The organism is Halonotius aquaticus (assembly GCF_003605575.1).
GTDB classification, from domain to species: domain Archaea; phylum Halobacteriota; class Halobacteria; order Halobacteriales; family Haloferacaceae; genus Halonotius; species Halonotius aquaticus.
The window spans coordinates 88,974-113,115 of record NZ_QKNY01000009.1 but is presented as its reverse complement, the minus strand read 5'-3'; the positions used below and the strand labels follow the sequence as shown (position 1 = coordinate 113,115).

25 protein-coding genes and 2 tRNA genes are annotated in these 24,142 nt (G+C 62.0%); 11 read left to right on the top strand and 16 right to left on the bottom strand.

Translation table 11 applies throughout. The features are described from left to right. Positions 1 to 5 precede the first annotated feature (5 nt). The gene (locus DM826_RS06840; RefSeq protein WP_233735689.1) at positions 6 to 182 is read right to left on the bottom strand and encodes a hypothetical protein; all 177 of its coding nucleotides are present in this window, start codon (positions 180 to 182) and stop codon (positions 6 to 8) included. 1,073 nt (positions 183 to 1,255) lie between these two features. Between DM826_RS06840 and DM826_RS06830 the strand changes: the two genes are divergently transcribed. Both DM826_RS06830 and DM826_RS06825 read left to right on the top strand, forming a co-directional pair. After that, positions 1,256 to 1,636, top strand: a complete 381-nt coding sequence (locus DM826_RS06830; RefSeq protein ID WP_120102650.1) for a hypothetical protein — start codon at positions 1,256 to 1,258, stop codon at positions 1,634 to 1,636. 389 nt (positions 1,637 to 2,025) lie between these two features. Beyond that, positions 2,026 to 3,117, top strand: coding sequence for an aminopeptidase (locus DM826_RS06825; protein WP_120102649.1), 1,092 nt, complete (start codon positions 2,026 to 2,028; stop codon positions 3,115 to 3,117). Between the two features lie 74 nt (positions 3,118 to 3,191). Here DM826_RS06825 and DM826_RS06820 read toward each other — a convergent pair whose 3' ends face one another. After that, positions 3,192 to 4,472 carry a DUF7094 domain-containing protein gene (locus tag DM826_RS06820; protein ID WP_120102648.1) on the bottom strand — a complete coding sequence of 427 codons (1,281 nt, stop codon included), beginning with the start codon at positions 4,470 to 4,472 and terminating at the stop codon, positions 3,192 to 3,194. 121 nt (positions 4,473 to 4,593) lie between these two features. On the opposite strand from DM826_RS06820, the gene DM826_RS06815 reads away from it, so the two are divergent. From DM826_RS06815 to DM826_RS06800, 4 genes are all read left to right on the top strand, one after another. After that, complete coding sequence (locus DM826_RS06815; protein WP_120102647.1) at positions 4,594 to 5,805, top strand: helix-turn-helix transcriptional regulator; 1,212 nt, start codon at positions 4,594 to 4,596, stop codon at positions 5,803 to 5,805. Between the two features lie 95 nt (positions 5,806 to 5,900). Beyond that, complete coding sequence (locus tag DM826_RS06810; protein WP_120102646.1) at positions 5,901 to 6,743, top strand: polyprenyl synthetase family protein; 843 nt, start codon at positions 5,901 to 5,903, stop codon at positions 6,741 to 6,743. Positions 6,744 to 6,799: 56 nt separating this feature from the next. Next, positions 6,800 to 8,113: a HEAT repeat domain-containing protein gene (locus DM826_RS06805; protein ID WP_120102645.1), complete on the top strand. Its 1,314-nt coding sequence runs from the start codon at positions 6,800 to 6,802 to the stop codon at positions 8,111 to 8,113. 127 nt (positions 8,114 to 8,240) lie between these two features. Continuing rightward, on the top strand, positions 8,241 to 8,933 hold the full coding sequence (locus DM826_RS06800; RefSeq protein ID WP_120102644.1) for a type 1 glutamine amidotransferase domain-containing protein: 693 nt from the start codon (positions 8,241 to 8,243) through the stop codon (positions 8,931 to 8,933). A gap of 32 nt (positions 8,934 to 8,965) precedes the next feature. Here DM826_RS06800 and DM826_RS06795 read toward each other — a convergent pair whose 3' ends face one another. From DM826_RS06795 to DM826_RS06770, 6 genes are all read right to left on the bottom strand, one after another. Next, positions 8,966 to 9,259 carry a transcriptional regulator gene (locus DM826_RS06795; protein WP_120102643.1) on the bottom strand — a complete coding sequence of 98 codons (294 nt, stop codon included), beginning with the start codon at positions 9,257 to 9,259 and terminating at the stop codon, positions 8,966 to 8,968. 60 nt (positions 9,260 to 9,319) lie between these two features. Further along, on the bottom strand, positions 9,320 to 9,583 hold the full coding sequence (locus DM826_RS06790; RefSeq protein WP_120102642.1) for a type II toxin-antitoxin system RelE family toxin: 264 nt from the start codon (positions 9,581 to 9,583) through the stop codon (positions 9,320 to 9,322). Continuing rightward, on the bottom strand, positions 9,576 to 9,851 hold the full coding sequence (locus DM826_RS06785; protein WP_120102641.1) for a ribbon-helix-helix domain-containing protein: 276 nt from the start codon (positions 9,849 to 9,851) through the stop codon (positions 9,576 to 9,578). Before DM826_RS06785 ends, DM826_RS06790 begins: the two co-directional genes overlap by 8 nt. A 60-nt stretch (positions 9,852 to 9,911) precedes the next feature. Continuing rightward, a complete protein-coding gene (locus DM826_RS06780) occupies positions 9,912 to 10,625 on the bottom strand; it encodes a diphthine--ammonia ligase (RefSeq protein ID WP_120102640.1) in 714 nt (237 codons plus the stop codon). Positions 10,626 to 10,667: 42 nt separating this feature from the next. After that, positions 10,668 to 12,110, bottom strand: coding sequence for an aldehyde dehydrogenase family protein (locus DM826_RS06775; RefSeq protein ID WP_120102639.1), 1,443 nt, complete (start codon positions 12,108 to 12,110; stop codon positions 10,668 to 10,670). A gap of 91 nt (positions 12,111 to 12,201) precedes the next feature. Continuing rightward, positions 12,202 to 13,173: a phosphoadenosine phosphosulfate reductase family protein gene (locus DM826_RS06770; RefSeq protein ID WP_120102638.1), complete on the bottom strand. Its 972-nt coding sequence runs from the start codon at positions 13,171 to 13,173 to the stop codon at positions 12,202 to 12,204. Between the two features lie 172 nt (positions 13,174 to 13,345). On the opposite strand from DM826_RS06770, the gene DM826_RS06765 reads away from it, so the two are divergent. Continuing rightward, complete coding sequence (locus DM826_RS06765) at positions 13,346 to 13,906, top strand: hypothetical protein (RefSeq protein WP_120102637.1); 561 nt, start codon at positions 13,346 to 13,348, stop codon at positions 13,904 to 13,906. 38 nt (positions 13,907 to 13,944) lie between these two features. Here the strand turns inward: DM826_RS06765 and DM826_RS06760 are convergent, their stop codons facing one another. The 3 genes from DM826_RS06760 to DM826_RS06750 form a co-directional block, all read right to left on the bottom strand. Continuing rightward, positions 13,945 to 14,817 (bottom strand): DUF4382 domain-containing protein, encoded by an 873-nt coding sequence (locus tag DM826_RS06760; protein ID WP_120102636.1) that lies wholly within the window; start codon positions 14,815 to 14,817, stop codon positions 13,945 to 13,947. A 37-nt stretch (positions 14,818 to 14,854) separates the two neighbouring features. Next, positions 14,855 to 15,148: a hypothetical protein gene (locus DM826_RS06755; protein WP_120102635.1), complete on the bottom strand. Its 294-nt coding sequence runs from the start codon at positions 15,146 to 15,148 to the stop codon at positions 14,855 to 14,857. A gap of 239 nt (positions 15,149 to 15,387) precedes the next feature. Beyond that, on the bottom strand, positions 15,388 to 15,999 hold the full coding sequence (locus DM826_RS06750; RefSeq protein WP_120102634.1) for a DUF309 domain-containing protein: 612 nt from the start codon (positions 15,997 to 15,999) through the stop codon (positions 15,388 to 15,390). 94 nt (positions 16,000 to 16,093) lie between these two features. On the opposite strand from DM826_RS06750, the gene DM826_RS06745 reads away from it, so the two are divergent. Then, positions 16,094 to 16,648, top strand: a complete 555-nt coding sequence (locus DM826_RS06745) for a response regulator (RefSeq protein ID WP_165853265.1) — start codon at positions 16,094 to 16,096, stop codon at positions 16,646 to 16,648. Between the two features lie 64 nt (positions 16,649 to 16,712). Continuing rightward, positions 16,713 to 17,960, top strand: coding sequence for a peptide chain release factor aRF-1 (gene prf1 / locus DM826_RS06740; RefSeq protein ID WP_120102632.1), 1,248 nt, complete (start codon positions 16,713 to 16,715; stop codon positions 17,958 to 17,960). Between the two features lie 21 nt (positions 17,961 to 17,981). On the opposite strand, the gene DM826_RS06735 is transcribed toward prf1, so the two are convergent. Then, a complete protein-coding gene (locus DM826_RS06735; protein ID WP_205738808.1) occupies positions 17,982 to 18,548 on the bottom strand; it encodes a nitrous oxide reductase accessory protein NosL in 567 nt (188 codons plus the stop codon). 243 nt (positions 18,549 to 18,791) lie between these two features. On the opposite strand from DM826_RS06735, the gene DM826_RS06730 reads away from it, so the two are divergent. Then, the gene (locus DM826_RS06730; RefSeq protein ID WP_233735686.1) at positions 18,792 to 20,102 is read left to right on the top strand and encodes a YncE family protein; all 1,311 of its coding nucleotides are present in this window, start codon (positions 18,792 to 18,794) and stop codon (positions 20,100 to 20,102) included. A 606-nt stretch (positions 20,103 to 20,708) separates the two neighbouring features. Here the strand turns inward: DM826_RS06730 and DM826_RS06725 are convergent. Continuing rightward, positions 20,709 to 20,783, bottom strand: a tRNA-Ile gene (locus tag DM826_RS06725). Positions 20,784 to 21,068: 285 nt separating this feature from the next. Next, positions 21,069 to 21,141: transfer RNA gene (locus DM826_RS06720), tRNA-Asn, on the bottom strand. A gap of 99 nt (positions 21,142 to 21,240) precedes the next feature. Between DM826_RS06720 and cca the strand changes: the two genes are divergently transcribed. After that, positions 21,241 to 22,596 (top strand): CCA tRNA nucleotidyltransferase, encoded by a 1,356-nt coding sequence (cca, locus tag DM826_RS06715; RefSeq protein ID WP_120102630.1) that lies wholly within the window; start codon positions 21,241 to 21,243, stop codon positions 22,594 to 22,596. Between the two features lie 40 nt (positions 22,597 to 22,636). On the opposite strand, the gene DM826_RS06710 is transcribed toward cca, so the two are convergent. After that, the gene (locus DM826_RS06710) at positions 22,637 to 23,644 is read right to left on the bottom strand and encodes a histone deacetylase family protein (RefSeq protein WP_120102629.1); all 1,008 of its coding nucleotides are present in this window, start codon (positions 23,642 to 23,644) and stop codon (positions 22,637 to 22,639) included. Then, positions 23,644 to 24,075, bottom strand: a complete 432-nt coding sequence (locus tag DM826_RS06705; RefSeq protein ID WP_120102628.1) for a histone — start codon at positions 24,073 to 24,075, stop codon at positions 23,644 to 23,646. Before DM826_RS06705 ends, DM826_RS06710 begins: the two co-directional genes overlap by 1 nt. Positions 24,076 to 24,142 lie beyond the last annotated feature (67 nt).

Sequence of the window (24,142 nt, the reverse complement as noted above, 5' to 3'; positions counted from 1 at the left end):
ACCAGTTAGCTGTCTAGTAGGTCTACAACCCGATTTGCTGCCTCGGCGTCTCGCTGTCTTCGGTCTCGAATCGCTGTGCGCATCGCTTCGGCTTCCTCGTCTGTGAGTATCCCTGCCAGTTCGCACAGTGACCGCTCCGTGCCGTCTTGCTGTGTCGGCTCGGCGTCCGGTTCGTCGCTCATTGTTTTGGCTACTGTCATCAGTTGAGTAGTTCTTATTGGTATGCTGACTACGGAAGTCTACTGCCTGGTTGGTTCATCCAAATCACTGTGAGGCTGACAATCGGAGCCCCGACCGCTCGGTTCGCCGCGAATCCATCGCCGATATAGCCCCCGCGGACGGCCAGCGAACCGAATACCACATTTCGCTCATTTTATACGACTCAGCTGCAACCACGAGACGTGTCACAGTCACCGTGGTGGTACGGAATTCTTCTTTTCCCGATAGTGGTTTTGATGACGTTGATCTCCGATTTCGCGTCGAAGTCGTTTTTCCTTACGACTCGATCACCCGACACAACTGCTGGTATCTCCATTATCTGGTTCCTTCTCCAAACACTCTCGTTGGGGATCGGGCTTCTCGTCGCGGTCGTCGTCCTCGTTTGTTTACTCGCAGATCTGTGGGCACTCAACACGGATAGCGCGCGGTTACTGAGTCTCCTGTGGGGGGTTTCAGGCGTTGTTCACTTGGGAGGTATTCTCTTCACAGAACTGTTTCTTATTTCAGTTCCAGTACTCTCATACTATGCGTATCAACGCCGAACTGGCGATGAACTCCCTCGTCTTCCCACACTGGCTTGAGAATCTTACCGACAGGTGCGCCATTCTGTGCCATCGCTGAACGCGAATGAACGGAGTTCGCCGACTCGAAACCGGCACGCCATATACGGCTCGTGCAACGGGTGTTCGACGACGAACACCGCGCTGGTCGGCTCGTCATCCTCGACCACTAATTCCCACCCTAAAAATAGTCGTCGGGCTGCATCGCTTCTCTCTACCGGTCACTTGGCTCTCTATCAACGACTGGGTAGAATGATTCGCCAACTGCTGAATACAGAGCGCGAGTTCCGCATAGCGCGCGTCGGTGATTGAGTTCACAGTGACCAGTCTATATCTAAAACGAGGTCCCAAAGAGAGCAGTAATTGATAGATATCACTAGCGTAATTGTTATTTTATTAGCCGTACGTTTGTAACCTAACGACATTCTTCCATGGGGTGAATTTCTAATATATGACATGGGGTGAATTTCTAATATATGACAACCAAACAGGATGCAATCGAGTATCTACAGGATATCAGAGAGCACTACAACAACTATCATGAACATAAAGAGAAATCAGCATGGGCGGGAGTCGCTCTGTATGTCTTGTTTGCGGGAACACTACTGCCGATCCAATTACGGGGTCCAAATGAGATTGCGTATGATATCCTATATACGTCATTTATTCTGATTGTGGCTACGCTCGTGTTTCTGTACGTAAGAAACCAGTTTGACCTAAAAAACGAGGGGCGAGTATACGTCGCTGCTGCCATGCAACTAACAACGGAAATCATGGCTATGGATGATCAAGAGTTTGAGGCAAACGACTTTTTCCAACTACCAGAGACGGAAGATCAAGAGTATGATTCGGATTAGATACTACCGAATCAAGTATTAAACAAAGCTGACGAATTTAGGCATCCAACCACACATTTCGGGCCATCGGATATTTCGAAATTTTTGTGTTATCTTATAATAACTACATTGACGGGAGGTCTGCTTGCTACAAGGTTTGTTCTGTGAATTTATCTTCATACAATTAACCCCTAAGTGGTAAGGTAGAATCAACGCCATTCGAATGCTAAATCGATTCTCTGTATTCAGTACCCGGTTCGTATCCGTTTCTGAGTGTTTCAATAGAGACTGTGTTTTCGTTTCTCGTGTTTCTTCCAGCCATGTTGTCGCTGTCAAAACGCTAACCGATCTCGTTTCCTCCGAACCCATTGATCGATGACGCTTTTCCACCGGGCGACCCACACACCGGTATGGATCCACGCATCCGCGAGCACGCCGCCACCATCGTCGACCACGCGGTCGATCTGGCGGCCGGCGACCGTGTCGTCATCCAACTCCCACCCGAGGCCGAGGATCTCGCTGTCGCCCTCTACGAGCAGTGTGGCGACATCGGCGCGATCCCCGTCTGGCTCACCCACTCCGATCGCGCCTCCCGGGCGTACCTCCGGGCGGCCGGCGAGGAGTACGAGACGCCCGACCACCAACTCGCCTTCTACGAGGAAACGGACGCCTTCATCATCGCCCGCGGCGGCGCGAACGTCACCGAGACCAGCGATGTGCCGCCCGCAAACAATGCGGCGTTCAAACGCGCCTACAAGCCCGTCCAGGAGGAACGGCTCTCGAAACGCTGGTGTCTCACCCAGTACCCGACCAGCGGCCACGCCCAACTCGCCGGGATGAGCACCGAGGCCTACCAGGATTTCGTCTGGGACGCCGTGGGTCTCGACTGGGACGCCCAACGCGAGTTTCAGGCCCAGATGGCCGACCGACTTGAGGATGCCGACGAGGTTCGCATCGCTGCCGGCGAGGAAACCGACCTGACGCTATCGGTCGCCGGCAACCACGCGCTCAACGATTACGGCGAGAAGAACCTCCCCGGTGGCGAGGTGTTCACCGCCCCCGTCGTCGACAGCGTTGACGGCGAGATCCACTTTGATATGCCGCTCTACCGGCAGGGCAGAGAGATCCGTGACGTGCGACTCACCTTCGAGGCCGGCGAGGTCGTCGCCCACAGCGCGGGCCGCAACGAGGAACTGTTGACCGAGATCCTCGACACCGACGACGGCGCGAACCGCCTCGGCGAACTCGGCATCGGGATGAACCGCGCGATCGATCAGTTCACCTACAACATGCTGTTCGACGAGAAGATGGGTGAGACGGTGCATCTTGCGGTCGGCGCGGCCTACCCCGAGACCGTCGGCGACGACAACGTGGTCAACGAATCAGCCGAACACGTCGACATGATCGTCGACATGAGCGAGAACGCCCGGCTCGAATTCGACGGCGAGGTCGTCCAGCGGAACGGCACGTTCGTCTTCGAGGACGGTTTCGAGGCTGCCTGAGCCGGTGGTGTCGAACGGCACATCCTCGTCGACGAGGACAACGAGTATCTGTTGATACCAATGCTCAACGAGAGCTACAGGACGCTATCGGCGTCCTGCGGGGTGAGTTCCACGAACGCCGCGGAGTCATCCTCTGCAAGGATCGTGAGCGTAAACGTCCCTCGCGGTGTCAGCGTCCACACGTCGCCGCCGTCGCTTGTCGACCCGACGAAGACGCTTTCCTGGCCGTTTTGCCCGATCGACACATCGGCGGCGACCGGTTGGCCGGTGTCGGCGTCGACGACGCGCACATCCAGCGGGCCGCCGACGTAGGTGCGCTCGACGGTCACGGCCAACCCATCCTGTCGTTTCGTCGTTCGTGTCACGGGAACGATCTCATCCAGCGCAATCTGCTGGTGTTCGACGAAGCGTTGCTCGGTCGTCCCATCGATGAACGTTTGTAACGAGCCCTCATCGATCTCGATCGACACGAGCGACAGCGAGCCCGGCCCACCGATACTCCAGGTGCCGCCGCTGCGTCGCTCCCAGAACCACGGATACTGGTCGGCGACGATATCCTCGGCGGTCGCCGCGGTGATCTGGCCGCCGGTCGCGCGGTTGTCGAATCGGTAGGCCTCTCGGAGGTAGGAACCGTCGTCGATCGCTGTGAGCTCGAAGTTCTCCGGCCCGGCCTGGATCGACACCCGACCGGCCGGTCGCTCACCGCTGAACACGTCGGCGGCGTAGGCCCGCACCGGCCCATCGAGCATCCGAAGCTCGTAATCGATGGTGGTGAGTCGATCCGACAGCGCGCGTTGATCATCTCTGGCGGTGGCTTCGATCCGTGCGTCGATCACATCCACGCGATCACGAAGCCGATCAGCGGTCTGGCTGATCAGCACCAATTCTTCGAGGAGGGGTTCCGGGTCACGGTCACCAGCGGCGAAGGCGGTGATGGCGTCGGCTTCTCGCTGGCGGAGTCGGTCGGCGGTCGCTGCCATCGCGTCGACGCTGGCGGCAAGGCGATCGGTCTCAACACTCTCTGCGGAGAGATTCTGTTCGATCGCCCCGGTGGCAAGCGCATCCGTTGCGGCGGCAGTCTCGAAGCCCGCGGCCGGCCCGATGTCGACGTGGTGGCGACGCAGACTGCTTCGATCGATCGTCCCTGCTCGCAGTGGCAACACGTTTCGTGGGGTCGCGTTCGCTGTCTCGGTTGTGCGGTCGCCGCCAGCCGTGACCTGCAGCGGTGCTGCTGTGGCTGTGGCGGTCGTGGCAGCCGACACACCGGCGGCATCGCTCTCGGCGGGTACCATCGCGCCGGCACCGACCGTCGCTGTGACCAACAGCGCGGCGAGGAACAGCGGGAGGGCTCTCATTCGTCGGGACTCTCTGCCGGATCGACAAAAATCCATCTACAGGCGACGGGGGTTGGCGGGCACCTGTCACACAGTCGGTGTGATAGAAAGCGTTTTCCGCGGCGACTGTGAGGCTCCGGTAATGCGGTTTGTAGCCCTCGGGGTGGTCTTCCTCGTGTGCCTCGCCCTCGCCCCTCCAGCCGCCGTGGCCGCTGTTCCAAGCGACACTGCCGCGGCCACGTCGGTCGATACGACGGCTGCCAGCACCCCGGTTCCGCCGGTCGCCCAAGCGACCGCTCCGGATGGCGCGCTTGCCGCCGAGGGTGTTGCTGAGCCAACGACAACCTTCGAACTCGCCCTCCAGCCCGACCGGAGTGCCGACTGGACGGTGACGGTCACCTACGACCTCCGTACCGACGACCAACAGGCTGCTTTTGCCGACCTCGCGGCCGCCTACCGAGACGGCGAGGCTGAGTTTGGCCCGAGTGCCTCACTGTATGCGAATCTCGCAGCCCGCGCCAGCGAGGCCACCGGCCGAGAGATGAGCGTCGAGAACCCGAGCTACGACGCGGTTCGACGCGGGACGACCGGTCGGCTTGAGCTGTCGTTCACGTGGACGAACTTCCTTGCCGACGCGGGCGAGGAGCGACTCATCTTCAACGACGCGCTGTCGACGCCCGATGGCACGTGGCTCTCGACACTCAGCGAGAATCAGGTACTCCGGATCACCACGCCCCGCGGCTACGCGATCACGAGCGCAAACGTCCCGTTTGCCGACAACACTGTCGAGCTCGAAGGGCCACGGCGATTCAGTCCCGATGATCACATCCGCATCACCTTCGAGGAGTCGGTGCTTGGGGCCGGCTCACTGCGGTTTGTCGGCATCGCCGTGATCATTGCGGCGGTGATTATCGCGCTTGCCGTCCTGCTGCGCCGCAACGATCGTATCGCTGTCCGCGACCGCGTCCTCCCGGGCGACGGCGACGATCCTGACACAGCCGGGGCTGCGACGATCGAGGAGTCGGCTGCGGCCGATCCGCCCGACGAAGATCTCTCGCTGTTGGCCGATGATGAGCGGGTCGAACGCCTGCTTGAGCGCAACGGCGGGCGGATGCGACAGGCCGCGATTGTCGAGGAGACCGACTGGTCGGATGCAAAGGTCTCACAGCTGTTGTCGTCGATGGCTGACGAGGAGCGGATCTCGAAGCTCCGGATCGGCCGCGAGAATCTGATCACGCTGCCGGGTGTCGACGCGACCGGCGGCGGTGCTGACGGCGACGACGCGACCGGGACTGCTGATGACGGTGCTGGCGATCCCTCGACAGATTCCGATTCCGACGCTCCGCCGCGCTGATTCCGATCCCCGCTTTTATGAGGCATCACTCGCGGGCTCAGCGAGGTGGTTCGTGGTTTCGTCACCTACTTTGCTGACGCTCACCTACCGACTGTATGGAGTATCTGGAGCGTCGGGTGGGGCTGGTCAACGACCGGCTGGAGGCGGTCATCGAGGCCGCCGATCCCGACGCCTTAGGCGACCAACTCGGGCATGTTGTCCTCGCCGGCGGCAAGCGGGTACGGCCGGCGGTGACGATCCTCTCGTGTGAAGCTGTCGGTGGCGACCGCGAGCAGGCGGTCGATTTCGCGGCCGGCATCGAACTCGTCCACAATGCCTCCTTGGTCATCGACGACATCATCGACCGCTCGGATACCCGTCGGGGAACGCCGAGTGCGTGGGCCGAATACGGCTACGGGCCGGCGATCATCGCCAGCGACGGCCTCCTCGGAGAAGCCTTCGCGCTGTTTGCTGACAATGACCGCGCCATGGAGATCGTTGCCGATGCGATGGTCGAACTCGGGGAGGGCGAAGGCACCGAACTCGCCGCAAAGCCGACAACCGAAGCCGAGTATATGACCTTGGCCCGGCGGAAAACGGGCGCGCTGTTTCGGGCCTCGGCGGAACTCGGGGCGGTCGCCGGCGAAGCCGACGCGGAGACGGTCGACGCCTTCGGCGAGTACGCCGAGCGGGTCGGCGTCGCCTTCCAGATCCGAGACGACGTGTTGGATGCGACCGCCAGCACCGCCGATCTCGGTAAGCCTGCGGGCCAAGACGAGACGATGGATCGGCCCTCGCTGATCCAGATCACCGATCTCACCCCCGAGGAGGCCGATCAGCGCGCCCGCAAACAGTCCGATCTCGCCTTGGAGGCCCTCGACGGCGTCGACCTCCCGGAGACCGACGCTGTAGCGTATCTCCGTGATCTCGCCGAGTTTGTTGTCGTCCGCGAGCGATAGCCTGCCAACCCACGAATGGAAACGCTCTTTTGACTATCGCCCGCAGTGTGTGACATATGAGCAACGGCGATGACGATCCGACCGACGCCGACGAGGTCGACGCCGAGGATGCGGCTGACGCCGACGCCGGTGAGTTGGCCACAACCGAGGATCTTGACGAACGCTGTGAGGCCGCCGCTGAGGCACTCGATGCCGCAGCAACAGAAGCCGACCTCGACGACGTAGCAGCGACGCTTGACGCCATCGAGGCTGACCTCCCGCCAGTGCCGGAGGCTGACGAGGACGACGAAGACGACCCCGACGATCCTCACGAGGAAGCTCGCTCCCAGCTTGCTGACCTCCGCGATGACCTCGAAGCGGCGCGTGGCCCCTACGCCGAGGACGTAACTGACGCTATCGAGGCGGCGACAGCCGCCATCGACGACGGCGACTGGACTGAACAAGGAGAGGGCGAAGTTGTTGACGCCGTCGGGTCGTTTGTTGACGCCGTCGCCGAGCAGATTGACGTCGAGGCGGAATCACCGGCGACGTTCGCCGAGGCGACCACGACGCTCGATACCGTCGGGGCGGCAGTCGAGGCAGCCGGCCTCGACCCCGATGCTGACAACGAAACCATCGCCGCGCTGGTTGAGGCAACTGACGCGCTCGACAGCGACATTGAGGCCGCCCAAGAGTGGGCCGACCTCTCGGTGCGGGAGACCCTGCAGTCGGAGGGCTACTATGATGTCCTCGGCCACACCAAGGATTACCCGATGGAGTGGGCCGCCCTCAAAGAACATGAAAAGCGTGGCAACACGGACATGGTTCTCATGGCTCTCGACAGTCTCGATTCGGATTTCATGGAGGAACACTGTCTCGACGCCCTCGAACGCATGGGGCCGGTCGCCGCGACCGATGAGGCCATCGAGACGATGCTCGCCCGCGCCGAAAAGCGAGACAAACCCGCCATTCGGATTCTCGGCAAGATGGGCGCGACCGAGGCCGTCGAGACGCTGATCGAGTACGTCGACGCCGACAGCGACGCGCCGCTCCAGAAGGTCACCTTCCGGGCGCTCGGTGAGATCGGCGACGACCGCGCCGTCCAGCCGCTGGCCGACAAACTGCTGATGGACAACGACGTGGTTCGTCCGCAGGCCGCCCGCGCGCTGGGTCTCATCGGCGATACCCGCGCGATCAAGCCGCTGTCGGAGACGCTGAAAGCCGACGATGACGCGAACGTCCGCGCCCAAGCCGCCTGGGCCCTCCGGCAGATCGGCACCAAACGCGCCCTTGAGGCCGCGGTTGATCACGGCAGCGACGCGACGTTTGTCGTCCAGACCGAACTTGAGAAAGCCCGCGAGGAACTCGACGCTGCGGTGCCGAACGCCTAACGGGTCATGCTGTCCGGCTCAGTCGTTTCGGCCACTGCATCCGCACATCGGCGCGTTCTGCCGTTCCGACAAAGCTGTCAGTCACGCTGCACCGCCGCTTTTTACGCCTGAGTACATACACCTCGTGATGGCAAACGCACTGTTCGTCGTTAGCGAGCGCGGCTATTGGGGCGAAGAATGTATCGAACCACTGCTCCGGCTTGATGACGCCGGCGTCGAGGTTGATGTGGCGACGCCGACCGGCGAGCCGCCGGTCGTCGATGAGCGGTCGGTCGATCCCGCGGAGGTCGGCGAGGAACTCGCCGAACAGGTATTGGAATGCGACGGCTCCGACGAGCGCCTCCAGAACCCCGTCTCGATCACCACTGTCGACGCCGCGGACTACGATGCTGTCGTTTTCCCCGGCGGTCACGGGACGATGTGGGACGTGAATACGGATCGCCACGCCCGCGATCTGCTGGCCGACGCCGTCGCTGGCGACGAGGGCACCGCGCTCGTCGTCTGTCACGCTGTCGGGCTGCTCGGCTTCACCCGCACCGATGACGGCGAGTATCTTGTCGACGGCCGCGATGTGACCGGCTTCCCCAACGAGTGGGAGGAGGGGATCGTCGATGACCACGACCTGATGGATGATGGCCGGAAACTCCCCTATTGGGTCGAAGATGAGGTTATCGCCGCCGGCGCGAACTGGGATGCTGAACTCGATGCCGACACCAGTGTCACCATCGACGGCGATCTAATCACCGCCCGCGGTCCGGGCTCCTCCGGGGCGGCCGCCGAGACACTCCTAGCTGAACTCGGGATCGAAGCGACGGCCTAACCGGCACGCCGGCGCGTCACAACCGTTTTCCGTTATTCCGCGTCGATTTTGAAGACGGCTTCCTCGATATTTTCGCTGCGACACTCCGGACAGCGTGAGGGATAGTTGATTGGATCATCGTAGCCGCTGAACCCACAGTTCACACACTCCGGTGGCGCGACGAGGAACTCCCGTTGTTCGGCGTAGCGTGTCGATCGGGCGACGTGTTGGATATCGGTGTAGATTGTCGAGACCGGTGTATCGAGTTCGTCGGCGAGTTCGCTGGCGGTCGCTGGCCCCTCGCCGAGGCGGTCGGCCAGTCGTTCACGACGCGTTGAATCGGTCATGTATACCCCTCTATCGCCGACGATCAAAAACACAGCCAGTACGGTTCGGTTGTGCTGTCGTTACGGTGGAAGATGTCGGTCGTAGATCGTGCTCCGGTGCCCGACGGCTTCGACACGCAGGCTCTCGTCGTTGCGATCCCACGAGATGATGGCACGATAGTCGCCGATTCGGAGTTTGTAGTACGGAAACCCACGCAGTGATGCAAGGTGGTGATCCGGCCACTCGGCTGCGTCGTCGACCTTCGACAGAATCCGATCCGCGGTCTGTGCTTCGAGATCTTCCAACTGATCGATCGCTTTCTCGGTGTAGCTGACCTCAGTCATCGAGCCCTAATCGTTCGCGCGCTTCCGCGGCCGAGACTGTCTCACCGTTGTCGACCTGCTCGCGGCTCGTCTCAAGTGCAGCCAGTGTCTCCTCGGAGAGTGCTGCCGGCTCGTTGGCCCACTCACGGAGTGCGTCACGGATCGCCTCGGATTTGCTGGCGTAGCCGCGTTGTTCCCATGCTGCGTCGATCTGATCGAGGAGCGATTCCGGAACCCGAACGTTGATTTTCGCCATCCGGTCGTCGCCCTGCTCGCTCTCGGTGCTCATATACTGTGATACAGCTGTATCACATAAAAACGTTCGCTGGATCGATTTTTCGTGGCTCAGCTACTCGACTAGCTTCGCGTCAGTGATCCGGATGCGGCCGCTGTCGCCGTTCCACTCTGTGTCGTACTCCAACTCAATGCGCCGATCCATGTGTGGGCCATTGGTGACAAAGGTCTCGAACTCGCCGCCTTCGCCAAGGAGGTGGACGCCGTACTCCGCATTGAGTTCTCTGAGGTCGTCGATAGCGTCGGCGTCGAGCGTGCGGCCGAGCCATGATTCGTCGAGCCCGTAGGCCGCCACCTGAAGGATTGTGATCTCAAAACCAGCATCCAGCATCTCGGCGGCGAGTTCCTCGGGATCGCGCTGCCACAGCGGCGCAAAGAGGTCGATCCCGAGGCGGTCACACATGCCCTGAATCCGGTTGGTCTGGAACTCGCTTTCGATGGCACCCGCGGTGACGCCCGCAAGGTCGATGTCGTCGGCGAGAGCAGTCAGGGCTTCTTCCAGCGGTTCGAGTTCGGCGTCGCCTTGGGCGGCCGAGTCAGTCGCCTCGTGGGCGTCGAGATCGCCGGGATCAATTTCGATGAGGTCGATGCCGATGCTCTCGGCGGCGAGACTGGCGAGTTGTGTCTCGGGGACGTGATACATATAGGAGTCCTCGGAGGGGTGGACGGTCAGCAGTCGCGTCACGTTGTGGCCCGCCGCAAGGGCCTGATAGAGCGCCCACGAGGAGTCCTTCCCGCCAGAAAAGAGGCTCACCCAATCGTCTGTCATACCCCGGTGCAGAACCGGGAGCGTAATACCCCCTTTGGTCGGCTACAGGATGATCGACTTCTTGCGGAGCATCTGCTCGATGGTGGCGTGAATCCCCTCGCGGTTGATTCCGGAGCCGTCGTTGCCGCCGAAGGGAATATCGCCCAAGCCATGGGAGGGCGCGCCGTTGATCCGCACCCCACCGGCGTCGACGGCCTCGGCGACCCGCATCGCTCGGTCGTGGTCGGTGGTGAACACCGAGGCATCTAATGCGAGATCACCGGCGTTGGCGAGTTCGATCGCCTCGGCCTCATCCGCAAAGCTGGTGACCGCGGCGACAGGGCCGAACTGCTCCTCGTGGATGATCCGGGCGTCGTGGGGTACGTTTGCCAGCAACGTCGGCTCGTAGAACGCGCCGTCGCGGTCGCCCCCGGCGATCAACTCCGCGCCGGCGTCGACTGCGTCGTCGACGAGTTCCTCGACCGTTTTGGCCTGGTCAACGTCGATAAGCGGCCCGAAGTCGGTGTCCTCATGGAAGAGGTCGCCGACGACCCACGAATCCATTGTCAGCCGAAGCTGTTCGACCATCTCGTCGTGGATCGACTCGTGGGTCAGTACCCGAGAGACCGCGGAACACCGCTGGCCGCCGAATTTGAATGACCCGGCCGCACAGGAGCCCGCCGCGTCGGCGAGGGTCGCATCCGGGAACACGATCGCCGGAGCGTTGCCGCCGAGTTCCATCACGAGGTTGACCATGCCGGACTCGCGGGCGACGTGCTGGCCAGCGCCCGAGGAGCCGGTCATCGCGATGGTGTCAACGCGGTCGTCACCGGCCAGTGTGTCGCCGATCTCGCTGCTGTGGCCGGGCACGAAGTTGATCGCGCCATCAGGCAAGTCGACGGCCGAGGTGATCACATCGGTCAGTATCGCCGCGGTCAACGGGGTCTTCGAGGAAGGTTTGAGGACGATCGTATTGCCGGCCGCCAGTGCTGGGGCAATCTGCAGAACGGTTGTCTGGAGCGGATAGTTGTACGGCGAGATACAGAGCACCGTCCCCATCGGCTCGGGTTTGACGATAGCCGTCCACTCCTCGTGGCCGGCGGTCGCGCCCTCGCGGTACTCGCCGTAGTTTGTCGCCAGATCGCGGGCCTCGGCGGCCGCAAACCGGAAGCGTTCGGCGGCCGCCGCCGGCGCGCCGCTGGCTGAGGAGATCGGTTTGCCGGCCTCTCGGACGATCGTGTCGGTGAACGCCTCGGCACGGGCCTCGACAGCGTCGGCGATCGTCTCAAGCCACCCTGCGCGTTCGACGGCGGTCGTCTCTGCCATCGCCGGCTGGGCCGCCGCGGCTGCCGCCAGCGCGTCGTCGGCCTGCTGTTGTGAGGCCGCCGCGATCTGGCCGGCTGTCCCGTCGGTTGCGAGATCGGACACAACGATCGTCTCGCTTCCCTCCTGCCACGCTCCATCAATGTAGAGTTTTTCCGTCTGTGTCGACGCAGAATCTGACATTCAGTCAGCCTTACCGAGATGAGAAAAAAGGGTTATGCTGCTGACCAGTTTGACCGCTACCGCGCGCTCGGAAACGCCGTTCGGCCGTCGTCTACATGTAGCCGAGATCGCGCAGTCGCTCCATCAAGTCTTCCTTGTCCTGGGCGCGACCGGCGCGTTCGGTCGTGTTGTCGAGATCCTGCAGCCACGCGGGCTCGTCGGTCGTCTTTTCGGTGCTGACTTCGCTGCCGAGACTCCGGAAGCCGGCGAAGTATTTCGGGGAGATCGGCACGTCGTCCTGCTCGACGCCGTCCGGCAGGTCGTCGGCCGATTCCGGCACGTAGCCGTCATCCGGGAACGCCTCAACGGTGTCCGGCACGACGTAGTTCCAGAATACGCCCCACACGTCGCTTTCGTCGAACTGGAGGATCGGCTGGACGCGGTCGTGGGGTGGGTAGATGTCGGGGTCGTGTCGTGGGCTGAAGAACGTCTCGTCGGCGCGGGCCTCCTGTTCGTCCCAGCGGACGCCGGAGATGACACCGTCGATGTCGTGGGTTTCGAGGGCGTCGTTGAGCGCGACCGTCTTCAGCAGGTGGTTGCCGACGTAGGTGTCCAGCAGGAACGGGAAGGTTTCGTCCTCGTATTCGAGGATCTCCCGCACGTGGTGTTGGTTGTGCTCGGAGAGTTCCGAGATCGGGATGTCGTCGCCGGGTTCGAGGCCGTGTTCATCGACGTACGCGCCCACGTCCTCGTTGCGGGCGTAGACGAGGTCGATATCCCACTCCTCGGCCCAGTGTTCGATGAAGTCGGTGATCTCATCGAAGTGCTGGTAGTGGTCGATGAAGACCGCCGTCGGCTTGTCGTAGCCGTACTTTTCGGCGACCTGGTTGATGAAATACAGCGTCAGCGTCGAGTCTTTGCCGCCGGTCCACATGACCGCCGGATTCTCGTACTGTTCGAGGCCGGCTTTGGTCACGTCGATGGCTTTTTCGATCTTATCGGGTAACTGCGGATAGTCGGCTGGATCTTCGCCCTCGCCGTCGGTGTAATCGACATCGAGGTACTCTGGGAAGTCTGCTGACATCGTGTAATGATATCTAATTAGCCGGAATAAAGGTCTTATGACAGCCGGTTTCGGTGTCAGTAGTTGCCAAACGTGGCGAGACAATCGGCGCACATTGGCCTCAACCGCGCCGCCAACGAATCACGAGACAGTAAGGCCACTCCTTTTGCCGCTGGGACACATCAGGCGATTGATGCCCTCGATTACTCCCCGCTCGATTGCGACCGGCAGCCTCGTCGGTACCCTTCCGTGGGTCGTCGGCTACGCGATCACATACCTCCTCGTTGCACCGAATCTCCGAGACTCCCCGCTCAATCGGATCATCGAAACGCTTGATGGCGCGCCGGCGACCCACGAGTTGGTCGGCTGGGTGTTCTACAACGCCCATTTCGTGGATGTCGTCCTCGATATCCCGATTCTCGGGAGCCAGACGACGGCCTACATCGGTGGTGACACCGGATTCACGCCAGCGTTGTATCTGGTTCCGGTGGTGCTCCTGATCGCGGCCGGCGCGCTCATCTCCCGACAGCAGGCCGCCACCGATCCCACAGCCGGCGGTCTCGCTGGGCTGAGCGTGGTGCCGGGCTATCTGGTGGTGACGGTGATCGGTGGGCTGCTGTTCGAGATCACTGTCGGTGGCGCCACCGGCGCCCCGGATCTCACGGCCGCGATCATCCTCGCGGGCGTCCTCTATCCGGCTGTTTGTGCTGGGCTTGGTGGCATCGGATGGGCCGTCCTCGAAAACAAGCGGTAATCGTCTGGGAACTGGACGTTCTGGACTGACAGCGCCGCTTACGCGGTCTGGTTCGTCGTCGTCTCGTTTTGACTGCCGCCGTCGGCTGTTTGATTGCCGTCCATCGTTTCCTCGTCGGTGGTGTTGCCGCCATCATCGGTGGTGTCGCCGTCGCCACCGTCGTACTCTTCGTCACCGTAGAGCACCGTTGTCGACGTCGCGACCGGCCGGATGATGTAGCCATTGCGCCCTCGTTTGTTCGGCGCGAAGTCGGCGATAAATCGGGTTGTCTCCTCGGGGCGGATCTCGAAGCTTGTGTTGAACTTTAGCGGTGCGTTCCCGGGGGTGGTGACCTCGGCTTCGGAGCCGTCGGTCAGGACGCCCTCGGTGCCAGCGACATTGATCTGGAGAAACGCGTAGTCGCCGGTCTCGACTTCCGTCTCGTCGATGAGTTTCGTGCTGCTGCCCTGTAGCTGCACAAGGTCGGCCTCTTGGGGCTCCTCGAACTCGATGTACCGTCGGCCAGAGTCGTTGTCTTCGCCGTCGTCATCCGCTTCCTCCATCTCTTCGGCGTCGTCGTCGGTCTCGTTTGTTTCGGTTTCGTTGGTGTCTGTGTCGTTTGTTTCGGTCTCGTTGGTGTCTGTCTCGTTTGTCGCCTCGTCGCTGTCGTCGGCGTCTTCCTCGTCGCTCCCAGCGGGTGTGATCCAGATCCCGTCGATGGTGACTGTGAGCGATTCGAAGTCATCGATCGCGCTCGGCTGGTCGGTCACGGCTGTCGATAGTGTCCCGTAGGTGGTTCCGTCGCTGTCGCCGCCGTCGCTCCCGCTGTCGCTGTCGCCTGTACAGCCGGCAAGGCCAACCATGCCGGCGGTCGCAAGGCCAGTTGTTTTGAGATATGTTCGTCGATCAAGGTGCTCGCGTGAAGATGGCATCATTATGTATGGTTCTGTTGGAGGGATACGTCTTTGTTTACGCGTCTGTGCTGTTGCCGGCGTCAGCGGGGCCGCGATCTGAGAGCAGCCCACGCAGCGACTCGCCGAGTGAGTCGATATCGCCGTTGAGGAAGCTGGTGATCGTGCTATGGATGTCGCTCACGAAATCCGGCACCGGTCCCGGCAGCCCGTCGCTGGGGCCGACAGATCGATCGTCGGGCGTTTGAGCGTCGATCGGTGCGTCCGCGGGGGCGGCAGCTGCGGCCGCCGGGAGTCCGGCGACAAGCACTAGCAGCCCCGCGCCGACTGCGAGGAGTGTTGTTCGGTTCATTGCGTGTTGTCCATGGCCAGATCTACACTTAATCCGGGTCGACAGTCGACGCGAATTGCTGTTAGCTGCGTGCTCTTGCCCCCATTTTCGCCGATTTTCGCGCTGTTTCGCCGATCGAACTGCGCATCTGACCGGCTGCTCGCTGTGTCGACACTGACGCCGCAGAATCTGGGCTGGCCCGCATCGACTTCCGGAGGCCGATCAAGAGTCTCTATGATTGCTCTCTTGCTTGCGACCGATCAGTCAAACAGCCCGGCAACATCGTCTCGCTTGGCCTGCCGTCGCTCAACGTTCTGTCGAAGCCGGTTGTAGACAATGCCGCGGTGGTCGCGGTCGTCGACAAATGAGGTCAGCAGCCGAATAAACTGCGCCTCTGAGCCGGTGGCCTCCTCGCGTGCGTAGTCGATAGCGGTCTCGACGACTTCCGAGTCGTAGCCCTCGTACTCCGTGGCAACGACGCTGGCGGCAGTCGTGATCCCCTTAATTTCGAGGTCGGCCGCGGTCAGCTCTCGGCCTCGGTAGTGCAGTGGCGGAATCGCCTCGCGTTCGACCCGCTCGGGGTCGGCTTCGAGTACTCGGAGTGCCGCCACCACACTGTCGACGTCGATACCACGGTAAGGGGTTGGCACCGCGGTGAGATACGACTGGGCCCGTTCGGCGAGGCCGACCGCACCGTCCCAGTTGCGCTGGCGAGCGTGATAGACGGCCGCGGTGAACTGGATCAGCCCCTGGAGAAGCTGTTTGTCGTCGCCGGCAGGCAACTCCAGCCACACCGCCTCCCATGGCTCGTGGGCGGCGTGGTAGTCGCCGGCGGTGTAGAGGGCGAGACCGGCTCGGAGGGCGTCGTCCATGCAGGCGTTTGTGACGGGCGATACAAACCCTTGCCGTCCAGCCGCCGATGCGAAAAGTAACAAGATTTTTTGGGTGTTGCGTGGGTGTTCAGGTATGACTGAGGCTGCGAAGACGATCCTTATCGTCGACGACGAGGCCGATCTCGCGGAGTCGTACGCCCTCCGGCTGGATGATCACTACGAGACAAAGACCGCAACCAGCGGCGGCGAAGCACTGACGAAACTCGGCCCGGATGTCGATCTGGTGTTGTTGGATCGGCGGATGCCGGGGATGGCCGGCGACGACGTGATCAAGCGGATCGACGACTGGGAGCTTGAGTTTCAGGTTATCCTCGTGTCGGCGATTGATCCCGACACGGACATCATCGATCTCCCGTTCGATGGCTATCTCACGAAATCCGTCTCGAAGGATGAATTGCTGGATGCCGTCGAGCAGGTGTTTCTCAAGCAGCGATACGAGGAGCTTGTCGCCGAGTACAACGCGGCCGCCGAGACCTACGATGTCCTGCGGGAGGCGTACTCCCGCTCTGAGCTTGAGGGCAACGAGGAGTTTGCTGAGCTTGAAGACCGCATGGCGGAGTTGGAAGCCGAGTTCGACGAGACGATCGAGAAACTCGACGACAGCAGCGTCACTAATCTCCTTGCGTAATCCTCGGGCGGCGTAAAACACGGAGCCAAAGCATACTTACCCGCCGCCGGGCGATGTAGCCACAATGAGCACGGACGCCGACGAGCAAGCCGGTGACGACCGGCAGAAATACGAGTTTAAGAAGGTTATCGAAGAACTCCAGGAGTTCGAAGGCTCCGGCACCCAGCTCGTCACGATCTACATTCCCGACGACAAGCAGATCTCTTCGGTCGTCGAACACGTCATCCAGGAACACTCCGAGGCCTCGAATATCAAGTCCAAACAGACGCGGACGAACGTCCAAGACGCGCTTACCTCGATCAAAGACCGTCTGCGGTACTACGACACTTACCCACCCGAAAACGGGATTGTCATCTTCTCTGGGGCGGTCGATTCCGGCGGCGGCCAAACCGAGATGGTCACTCGTGTACTGGAGTCGCCGTCCGAACCGATCCAGTCGTTCCGGTATCACTGCGATTCTGATTTCCTGACCGAGCCGCTGGAAAACATGCTGCTCGACAAGGGCCTCTTCGGTCTGATTGTCCTCGACCGCCGGGAGGCCAACGTCGGCTGGTTGAAGGGCAAACGCGTCGAGCCGGTCAAATCCGCCTCCTCGCTGGTGCCCGGCAAGCAGCGAAAGGGTGGGCAGTCCGCCCAGCGATTCGCCCGCCTGCGGCTGGAAGCGATCGACAACTTCTATCAGGAGATCGCCGAGATGGCCGACGAGATGATGGTGCCGAAACGCCACGAACTCGACGGCATCCTCATCGGTGGCCCCTCGCCGACGAAAGATGAGTTCGTCGACGGCGACTATCTCCACCACGAACTCCAGGATATGGTCTTAGGTAAATTCGATGTTGCCTACACCGACGAGTCCGGCCTCCACGACCTGGTTGACGCCGCCAGCGACGTGCTGGCCGACCAGGAGGTCGTCAAGGATAAAAAACAGATGGAGGAGTTCTTCGAGAACCTCCACGACGGCGACGAGGCGACCTACGGCTTCGAGCCGACCCGCCGAAACCTCGTGATGGGGTCGGTCGATCGGCTGCTCATCTCCGAAGATCTGCGACAGGACGTGGTCGTCTACGATTGTGACGGCACCGAGGAGTACGAGCTCGTCGACCGCCGGCATGAGACACCAACACACGAGTGCGACGACGGCGCGACGGCAGACGTCGTTGAGCGCGAAGACGCCATCGATCACCTTATCGAAATCGCCCAACAGCGTGGCACTGAGGTCAAATTCATCTCCAGTGACTTCGAGAAGGGTGAACAGCTCTACAACGCCTTCGGTGGGATCGCTGGCATCCTGCGGTACTCGACTGGCGTATAACTACGCTGTACTGGTTGATAACTACGCTGTGCTGGTTGTATTCTCAGCACTCTCGTTCCCCTCAGAGCTGTTCATCGACTCGTCGTCCTTGAAGAATTTGCCACGGTAGAACGTCGCCAGCTCCATGTCGAAGTCGCTGAATCGGAGGATGTCGTCTTCGCCGTAGGCATCAAACGACTCCGTAAACGCGACAGCATCCTCACGAGTCGCAAACGGCGTCGGATTCTTCATCATCACGTCATCAACGTGGTCGGGATTCGCCACCCGCACAAAGAACGCCTCGCTCGCCTGAAGGAACGATTCCGTCTCGTATTCGGTCACCCACGCCGTGTCGATCGAAGCCTTTGGCCCACCGAACCGCGATGGCTCGGCGATGTAGGCTGCCAGACAGCCCGACGAGCAGAAATACGCGTTGTCGCCGGTGTCGTGGGTGAGTTGTGCGTTCCACGCCGGATAGTCGGCGGCGACCATGTTACAGACCTCACAGTTTGCATCCGCCGGGATCGCTGCCGGTTGTGTGGCTGTCTCGTCGTCAGCCGCCTCGCCGTCGGTCGTGTTGCCGTCGGCTTCGGGGTCAGTTTGTCCCATACACCCTGCAACTCCGAGGATCGCGCCGGTTGCGGCTGTTCGAAGCACTGTCCGTCTATCCGTGAGACCGGATCGTGCCATAGACAGCCGTTTGAGCGATATGCCGTTAATTTCTCTGGTGTATTATTCGAAACAAGCCCGACGACGGCCACCCACGGCGCGACGACCGTTGCGATCAGGGTGATCGTCGCGGATGCTGCCACCACCGGTACCACTTCGGCACTCCAGTGTGAGACTGTAACTGTGACACAGTCGCCACCCGATCGACTCTATCCGAACCGCGGCACCGACGGCGACGGCGACGGCCGCGAGGGGCTGTCCCGCCGGCATCTGTTGGCCAGCGGAGCCACCGCGAGCGCGGTCGCTGCCGCGGGCTGTGCCGGCGATGGCGGCAGCGAGGCCGGCGACGACGAGGACGCGGCGTCGACAGGGAAGCCGACCATCTTCGTGTTTAACACCGGCGACGGGACGGTGAGCCTGATTGATCCCGCGAGCAACGAGGTCGTCGGCTCCCGGGCGGTCGGGCTTTCCTCGTCGTTTCCGTCAAACCAGTACACCCCTGATCTGACCGACGAGTCCGAGGACGCGCTGTGGCTCAACGTCGAACAGGGAGTGCGCGCACTCACCGCTGGGACGCTGGAGGAAGTTTCTCGTGTCGACACCGGTTCCGGGGCGAACTGGCAGGAGCAAACGCCCGATGGCAGCCACGTCGTTGTCAGCGCGCGGGAGCCGAGCCACACGAACTACCGGATCGACGCCGACCGCGACGCCGAAACCTTCGGCGAGGTGACGGGCGAACTCGATCGAACTGACGAGGGCGGCCGCGGCGACGCCGACGGCCCCGGCCCGTGTGACGTGACGATCCACCCAGACGGCGAGTACGCCTACGTGCCAGATCTCTTTGGCGACACGCTGACGGTTCTCAGCGTTGACCCCTTCGAAATCGAGACACAGATCGATGTTGAGCCGGTCGTCGCCGACGCGGCCGCACCGTGGATGGCGACAATCGCCCCTGATGGCGAGACGATGCTGGTCGAACACAACGAGGGCGACAGCGGCACCGAGAGTATCTGGGACGTGACCGATCCCGCCAATCCGAGCGAGCGGGTTCGGCTGACGACCGACGACGGCCTCGGGAGCGGCGCGCTCACCAGCGAGATCGGCCCCGACAGCGAGACGGGCTACGTGTTCACGCCCGGGAGCAACGACGTGAGCATCATCGACCTCGCGGCGGGCACCGTCACCGACCGCCTCGATCTTGGCGGCTCGGCGTTTGTCGGCACCTGGGATCCATCAAAGACGAGCCTCTACATCCCGGTACAAACAAACGACGAGGTCGCGGTCATCGACCACGCGGCGGGCGAAATCGTCGAGCGGATCGATGTCGGCCCGAGCCCCTACGGGGCGACCGCCGCGACAGTTCGACCCGCAACCGACTCGGCGTCGACGATGGCGGTCGCCCTCGCACGCCTCGGGATTGCGGCGTCGACAGCGGAGACAACCTACTGTATCGGGAAGTGTGCCTGTGGACACACGCTTGCGACCAATCAATAACGGCCACCGCGCGCCGAATCGTGGCCACCATTCGGGGTTGTGTGACCATCACAACCCGACAGGTCGAACGCTCGCGCTGTGGGCTGGCTCCCGAGTTGATTTCTGCTCGCCTGCTGGCCGCGAGAAATCTGCTTGTCGTGTGTCCGGGGACACTATGTCGCCCTCGCCTGCCGGTTTCCCGTTGTGGTGACCGTTGAATTTAATACATATGAGAATCAAGTTGTTAGTGCCTATCTGGTGTCTCGGTTATCAGTGTTGAACATGGAACGCCTGATCCCGATGCCAGATGGCGACCCCTGACTTTCGTTTCGTCGGGGGAGTTTCTACGGGGGTCGCGGGGGATTGCATAGTCGCCTCTCTAGCCTTTATTCGCCGTGGGTGTTTTCAACGCTGATAATTTGATACACAGGTTTAATGCTCTCATCCCGTTTGTGTCGGATACAGCCTGTGAAAGTGGCCTACGGACACAGGCTTGCGATGTTCAGCACTGAGAACCGAGACACCATCCGTCGGTGCCCCTGATGCCACTCTGCGGTCGGGCGTCGTCCCGCCGTAGCAGGATGGCTGCCGGCGGCTCTTTATCATCCGTTGTTGGCGTCTGAGAAATGGGCCCTATCGGATTTGAACCAATGACCACCGAGTTATGAGCTCGGCGCTCTTACCAGACTAAGCTAAGGGCCCTACCCGAGTGATACCGACTGCCCCCATATGAGAGTATCGAGTTTTCGAACACGAGCGGTGATGCTCGAACTCGCCATGAGAGTGAATATTCAGAGCCAACGCTCCTCGCGTAGTTGTCGGGGCAGAAAGCACGCCGTCGCCAGGGCTCGAACTCGCCAAGACGGTCACCCTCGCTTCGCTCGGGTGCTGCGACTTGTCTGCACGAGCCCTTTCTGAGCGACTACAGCCCCCCACAGTGCGTACTCGGAGCCAACGCTCCTCGCGTAGTTGTCGGGGCAGAAAGCACGCCGTCGCCAGGGCTCGAACCTGGGACCACCTCGTTAACAGCGAGGTGCTCTACCATCTGAGCTACGACGGCCCGACGCGTCACAGGGTAGTCGGATCGTTTTAATAGGGCTTTCGTTTTTCCCCCGACGGAAGCGACATCCTTTCGACGGCTGGTACTGAAACGGCGCGTATGCCGAGCCTCGACAGCGTCCTCGATACTGTCGCCGACCGCGTCACCCCTGAACGCGACGAACGAGAGCGGCTGGCCGACGCAGCAGCGACGCTGACCGACCGCGCCGGGGCCGCCCTCGCCGATCGCGACATCGACGGCGACGTACTCCAGGTCGGCTCGACGGCCCGCGGTACCTGGCTCGCTGGCGACCGCGATATCGACCTGTTCGTTCGATTTCCAACCGACTACGACCGCGCCGCGTTAGAACGCCTCGGGCTTGCCATCGGCCACGAGGTACTCCCCGAGGGCCACGAGGAGTACGCCGAACACCCCTACGTCACCGGCACCCACGAGGGATTCGCTGTCGATCTCGTCCCCTGCTATGCTGTCGAGCGCGCGACCGAGATCCGATCGGCGGTCGATCGTACCCCGTTTCACACCCAATATATCGAATCTCACCTCGACGACGCCCTCGCCCGCGATGTTCGCCTGTTCAAATGCTTCCTGAAAGGGATCGGTGCCTACGGCAGTGACCTCCGCACAGAGGGCTTTTCGGGCTATCTGGCCGAACTGCTCGTTCTCGAATACGACGGTGTCGACGCTCTGCTCCGGGCGGCCGCCGACTGGCAGCCACCGCTCACGCTCGACCCCGAGGAGCACGGCACCGAATCCTTCGACGACCCGCTCACCGTTATCGATCCAACCGATCCCGAGCGCAACGTCGCGGCCGTGCTCTCGGCGACGAATCTCGCTCGGCTCCAGCATTATGCCCGCGACTTGCTTGCCGACCCTCGCGACGCAATATTCACCCCTTCAGAACCATCGCCGCTCGACCGCGAGAGCGTCCGGACGCATCTCGCCAACCGCGAGACGACCGCCGCCGCCATCGTCTTCGAAACACCGGCTATCGTCGAGGATCAACTGTATCCCCAACTCCGCAAATCACTGGCTGGGATTGTTGACGGCCTCGAACGCCACGACTTCGGCGTCGTCCGATCGACGACCATCGCCGATACCGATCGGAGTGTCCTGCTTGTCGAACTCGCCGACACGACGCGGCCGGCGATCGAACGCCACGAGGGGCCGCCGGTGGCCGTCCGCGATCACGCTGTGGGCTTCTTCGAGAGCTATGTCGATGACGACACGGTGTATGGGCCGTTTCTCGACGGCGATCGCTACGTGGTCGAACGTCCACGCGCGGTGACTGACGCCCGCGCATACCTCGACAGCGACGCCATCTTCGAGGTCGCCCTCGGCGCACAGATCGAGACGGCGCTTGCGGACGGCTACGAACTCCTGTGGGATGAGGCGGTGGCGACGCTGGCCGATGCGTTCGGGACCGAGTTGGCGGCGTATTTCCAGCCAACGCCCTAACAACGACAGCTAGCGATACAAATACCACCCGACAGCAGCGCTACTCGATATCGAGCCGGCTCCGAATATCGTCGGTGATCTCGACCGTTGCTGTCTCCGGGTCGTCCTCGCAGGCGATCGGCTCCCGGCCGTCGAAGGTTTCGTGTACCATCGCAACGCCCTCCGAGAGCGTATCTAGCCCGTAGCCACCCTCTAAGACGAACGCGAGGGCGGCGTCGCTGGCGTCGGCGATCGACCGCAACCGATCGGTCAACAGCGCGTACCCCTCTGTCGTCACACGGTGTCGGGAGATCGGATCGTGTTCGTGGGCGTCAAACCCCGCGCTGACGATGACGAGATCCGGATCAAAGTCGGCGAGTGCAGGCCCAAGCGCCGCATCGACGACGTGGAGGAAATCGGCATCGCCAGCCCCAGCCGGCAGCGGCGCATTCAGGGTTGCCTGCTCGCCGTCACCGGTGCCGGTTTCGTCAACATCGCCGGAACCCGGGTAGATCCCTTCCTCGTGGATCGAGCCATAGAACACGTCCTCGCGGTCATAGAAGATATCCTGTGTGCCGTTGCCGTGGTGGACATCCCAATCGAAGATGGCGACCCGATCAACCTCGCCCTCATCGAGCAGCGTCTGGGCGGCGACGGCGGCGTTGTTGAAGAAACAGAACCCCATCGCTTTGTGGCTGACCGCGTGATGGCCCGGCGGTCGCCCGAGCGAAAACGGGGTTTGGCGGCCATCGGCCCCATCGAGGGCCTGCCGGGCGGCCCACAGCGCGAGGCCGGCACTCTTGCGGGCGGCATCCCAGGTGCCCTCGGAGGCGACGGTGTCGCGATCCCAACTGCCGCCGTCGTCCTCGCAGAATCGCTTGAGTTCGTTGAGGTAGGTACCGCGGTGGACAGCCTGTATCTGCTCGCGGGTTGCTGCTGGGCCATCCTGATAGTCGACGTGGTGTTTGTGTTGGAGGGCTCGCCGGATCGCCCGGAGTCGATCAGCCGTCTCGGGGTGTCGTTCGCCCGTATCGTGCTCCAGACACACCTCGCTGTAGCCGAACTGCATTATTCGAAGAGCGAAAAGTAGGTCTCGATGTCGTCGGCCTGTACGGTGCGTCGGTCGGCGTGGTGGGCGAGGGTGACAGCGGCGGCGGCAACGTTGTCGGCGTAATCCTCAAGAATATCTGCCAGGGCGATCCGGGCGTCCATCGACACCCGGTAGCTGTCGTCGATTTCCAGTCTGGCGATCCGATCGACGGGGGCGATCGGGAGTTCGAGGCTCTCACGATCGACGACCGTTTCGACGCCGAAATCGGTCGCCATCAGCGTTTTCCGGCCGTCGGCGGTTGCCGCCTCGGCGGCTCCCACCGCCAGGGTTGCCCCGTGTTGTTGGACACGTGTGGCCAACGCCTCGGCGGCGTCGGCGCTCACCCGGAGTGAGCCAGCGTTGCGCCGAATAATCGCATCAACCGGGGCGAACGGCAACTCGACACTCATACCCACATACCCGGTTGTGGGTCGTATAATGCTTTCCGTTGTCCTCGCTGTTGCCGACGGTCGCGGC

Excerpts from the sequence above, each read along its gene's own strand:
- DM826_RS06840 (WP_233735689.1), bottom strand. The coding sequence starts at position 182 with ATGAGCGACGAACCGGACGCCGAGCCGACACAGCAAGACGGCACGGAG.
- DM826_RS06830 (WP_120102650.1), top strand. The coding sequence starts at position 1,256 with ATGACAACCAAACAGGATGCAATCGAGTATCTACAGGATATCAGAGAG.
- DM826_RS06825 (WP_120102649.1), top strand. The coding sequence starts at position 2,026 with ATGGATCCACGCATCCGCGAGCACGCCGCCACCATCGTCGACCACGCG.
- DM826_RS06820 (WP_120102648.1), bottom strand. The coding sequence starts at position 4,472 with ATGAGAGCCCTCCCGCTGTTCCTCGCCGCGCTGTTGGTCACAGCGACG.
- DM826_RS06815 (WP_120102647.1), top strand. The coding sequence starts at position 4,594 with ATGCGGTTTGTAGCCCTCGGGGTGGTCTTCCTCGTGTGCCTCGCCCTC.
- DM826_RS06810 (WP_120102646.1), top strand. The coding sequence starts at position 5,901 with ATGGAGTATCTGGAGCGTCGGGTGGGGCTGGTCAACGACCGGCTGGAG.
- DM826_RS06805 (WP_120102645.1), top strand. The coding sequence starts at position 6,800 with ATGAGCAACGGCGATGACGATCCGACCGACGCCGACGAGGTCGACGCC.
- DM826_RS06800 (WP_120102644.1), top strand. The coding sequence starts at position 8,241 with ATGGCAAACGCACTGTTCGTCGTTAGCGAGCGCGGCTATTGGGGCGAA.
- DM826_RS06795 (WP_120102643.1), bottom strand. The coding sequence starts at position 9,259 with ATGACCGATTCAACGCGTCGTGAACGACTGGCCGACCGCCTCGGCGAG.
- DM826_RS06790 (WP_120102642.1), bottom strand. The coding sequence starts at position 9,583 with ATGACTGAGGTCAGCTACACCGAGAAAGCGATCGATCAGTTGGAAGAT.
- DM826_RS06785 (WP_120102641.1), bottom strand. The coding sequence starts at position 9,851 with ATGAGCACCGAGAGCGAGCAGGGCGACGACCGGATGGCGAAAATCAAC.
- DM826_RS06780 (WP_120102640.1), bottom strand. The coding sequence starts at position 10,625 with ATGACAGACGATTGGGTGAGCCTCTTTTCTGGCGGGAAGGACTCCTCG.
- DM826_RS06775 (WP_120102639.1), bottom strand. The coding sequence starts at position 12,110 with ATGTCAGATTCTGCGTCGACACAGACGGAAAAACTCTACATTGATGGA.
- DM826_RS06770 (WP_120102638.1), bottom strand. The coding sequence starts at position 13,173 with ATGTCAGCAGACTTCCCAGAGTACCTCGATGTCGATTACACCGACGGC.
- DM826_RS06765 (WP_120102637.1), top strand. The coding sequence starts at position 13,346 with ATGCCCTCGATTACTCCCCGCTCGATTGCGACCGGCAGCCTCGTCGGT.
- DM826_RS06760 (WP_120102636.1), bottom strand. The coding sequence starts at position 14,817 with ATGCCATCTTCACGCGAGCACCTTGATCGACGAACATATCTCAAAACA.
- DM826_RS06755 (WP_120102635.1), bottom strand. The coding sequence starts at position 15,148 with ATGAACCGAACAACACTCCTCGCAGTCGGCGCGGGGCTGCTAGTGCTT.
- DM826_RS06750 (WP_120102634.1), bottom strand. The coding sequence starts at position 15,999 with ATGGACGACGCCCTCCGAGCCGGTCTCGCCCTCTACACCGCCGGCGAC.
- DM826_RS06745 (WP_165853265.1), top strand. The coding sequence starts at position 16,094 with ATGACTGAGGCTGCGAAGACGATCCTTATCGTCGACGACGAGGCCGAT.
- prf1 (WP_120102632.1), top strand. The coding sequence starts at position 16,713 with ATGAGCACGGACGCCGACGAGCAAGCCGGTGACGACCGGCAGAAATAC.
- DM826_RS06735 (WP_205738808.1), bottom strand. The coding sequence starts at position 18,548 with ATGGGACAAACTGACCCCGAAGCCGACGGCAACACGACCGACGGCGAG.
- cca (WP_120102630.1), top strand. The coding sequence starts at position 21,241 with ATGCCGAGCCTCGACAGCGTCCTCGATACTGTCGCCGACCGCGTCACC.
- DM826_RS06710 (WP_120102629.1), bottom strand. The coding sequence starts at position 23,644 with ATGCAGTTCGGCTACAGCGAGGTGTGTCTGGAGCACGATACGGGCGAA.
- DM826_RS06705 (WP_120102628.1), bottom strand. The coding sequence starts at position 24,075 with ATGAGTGTCGAGTTGCCGTTCGCCCCGGTTGATGCGATTATTCGGCGC.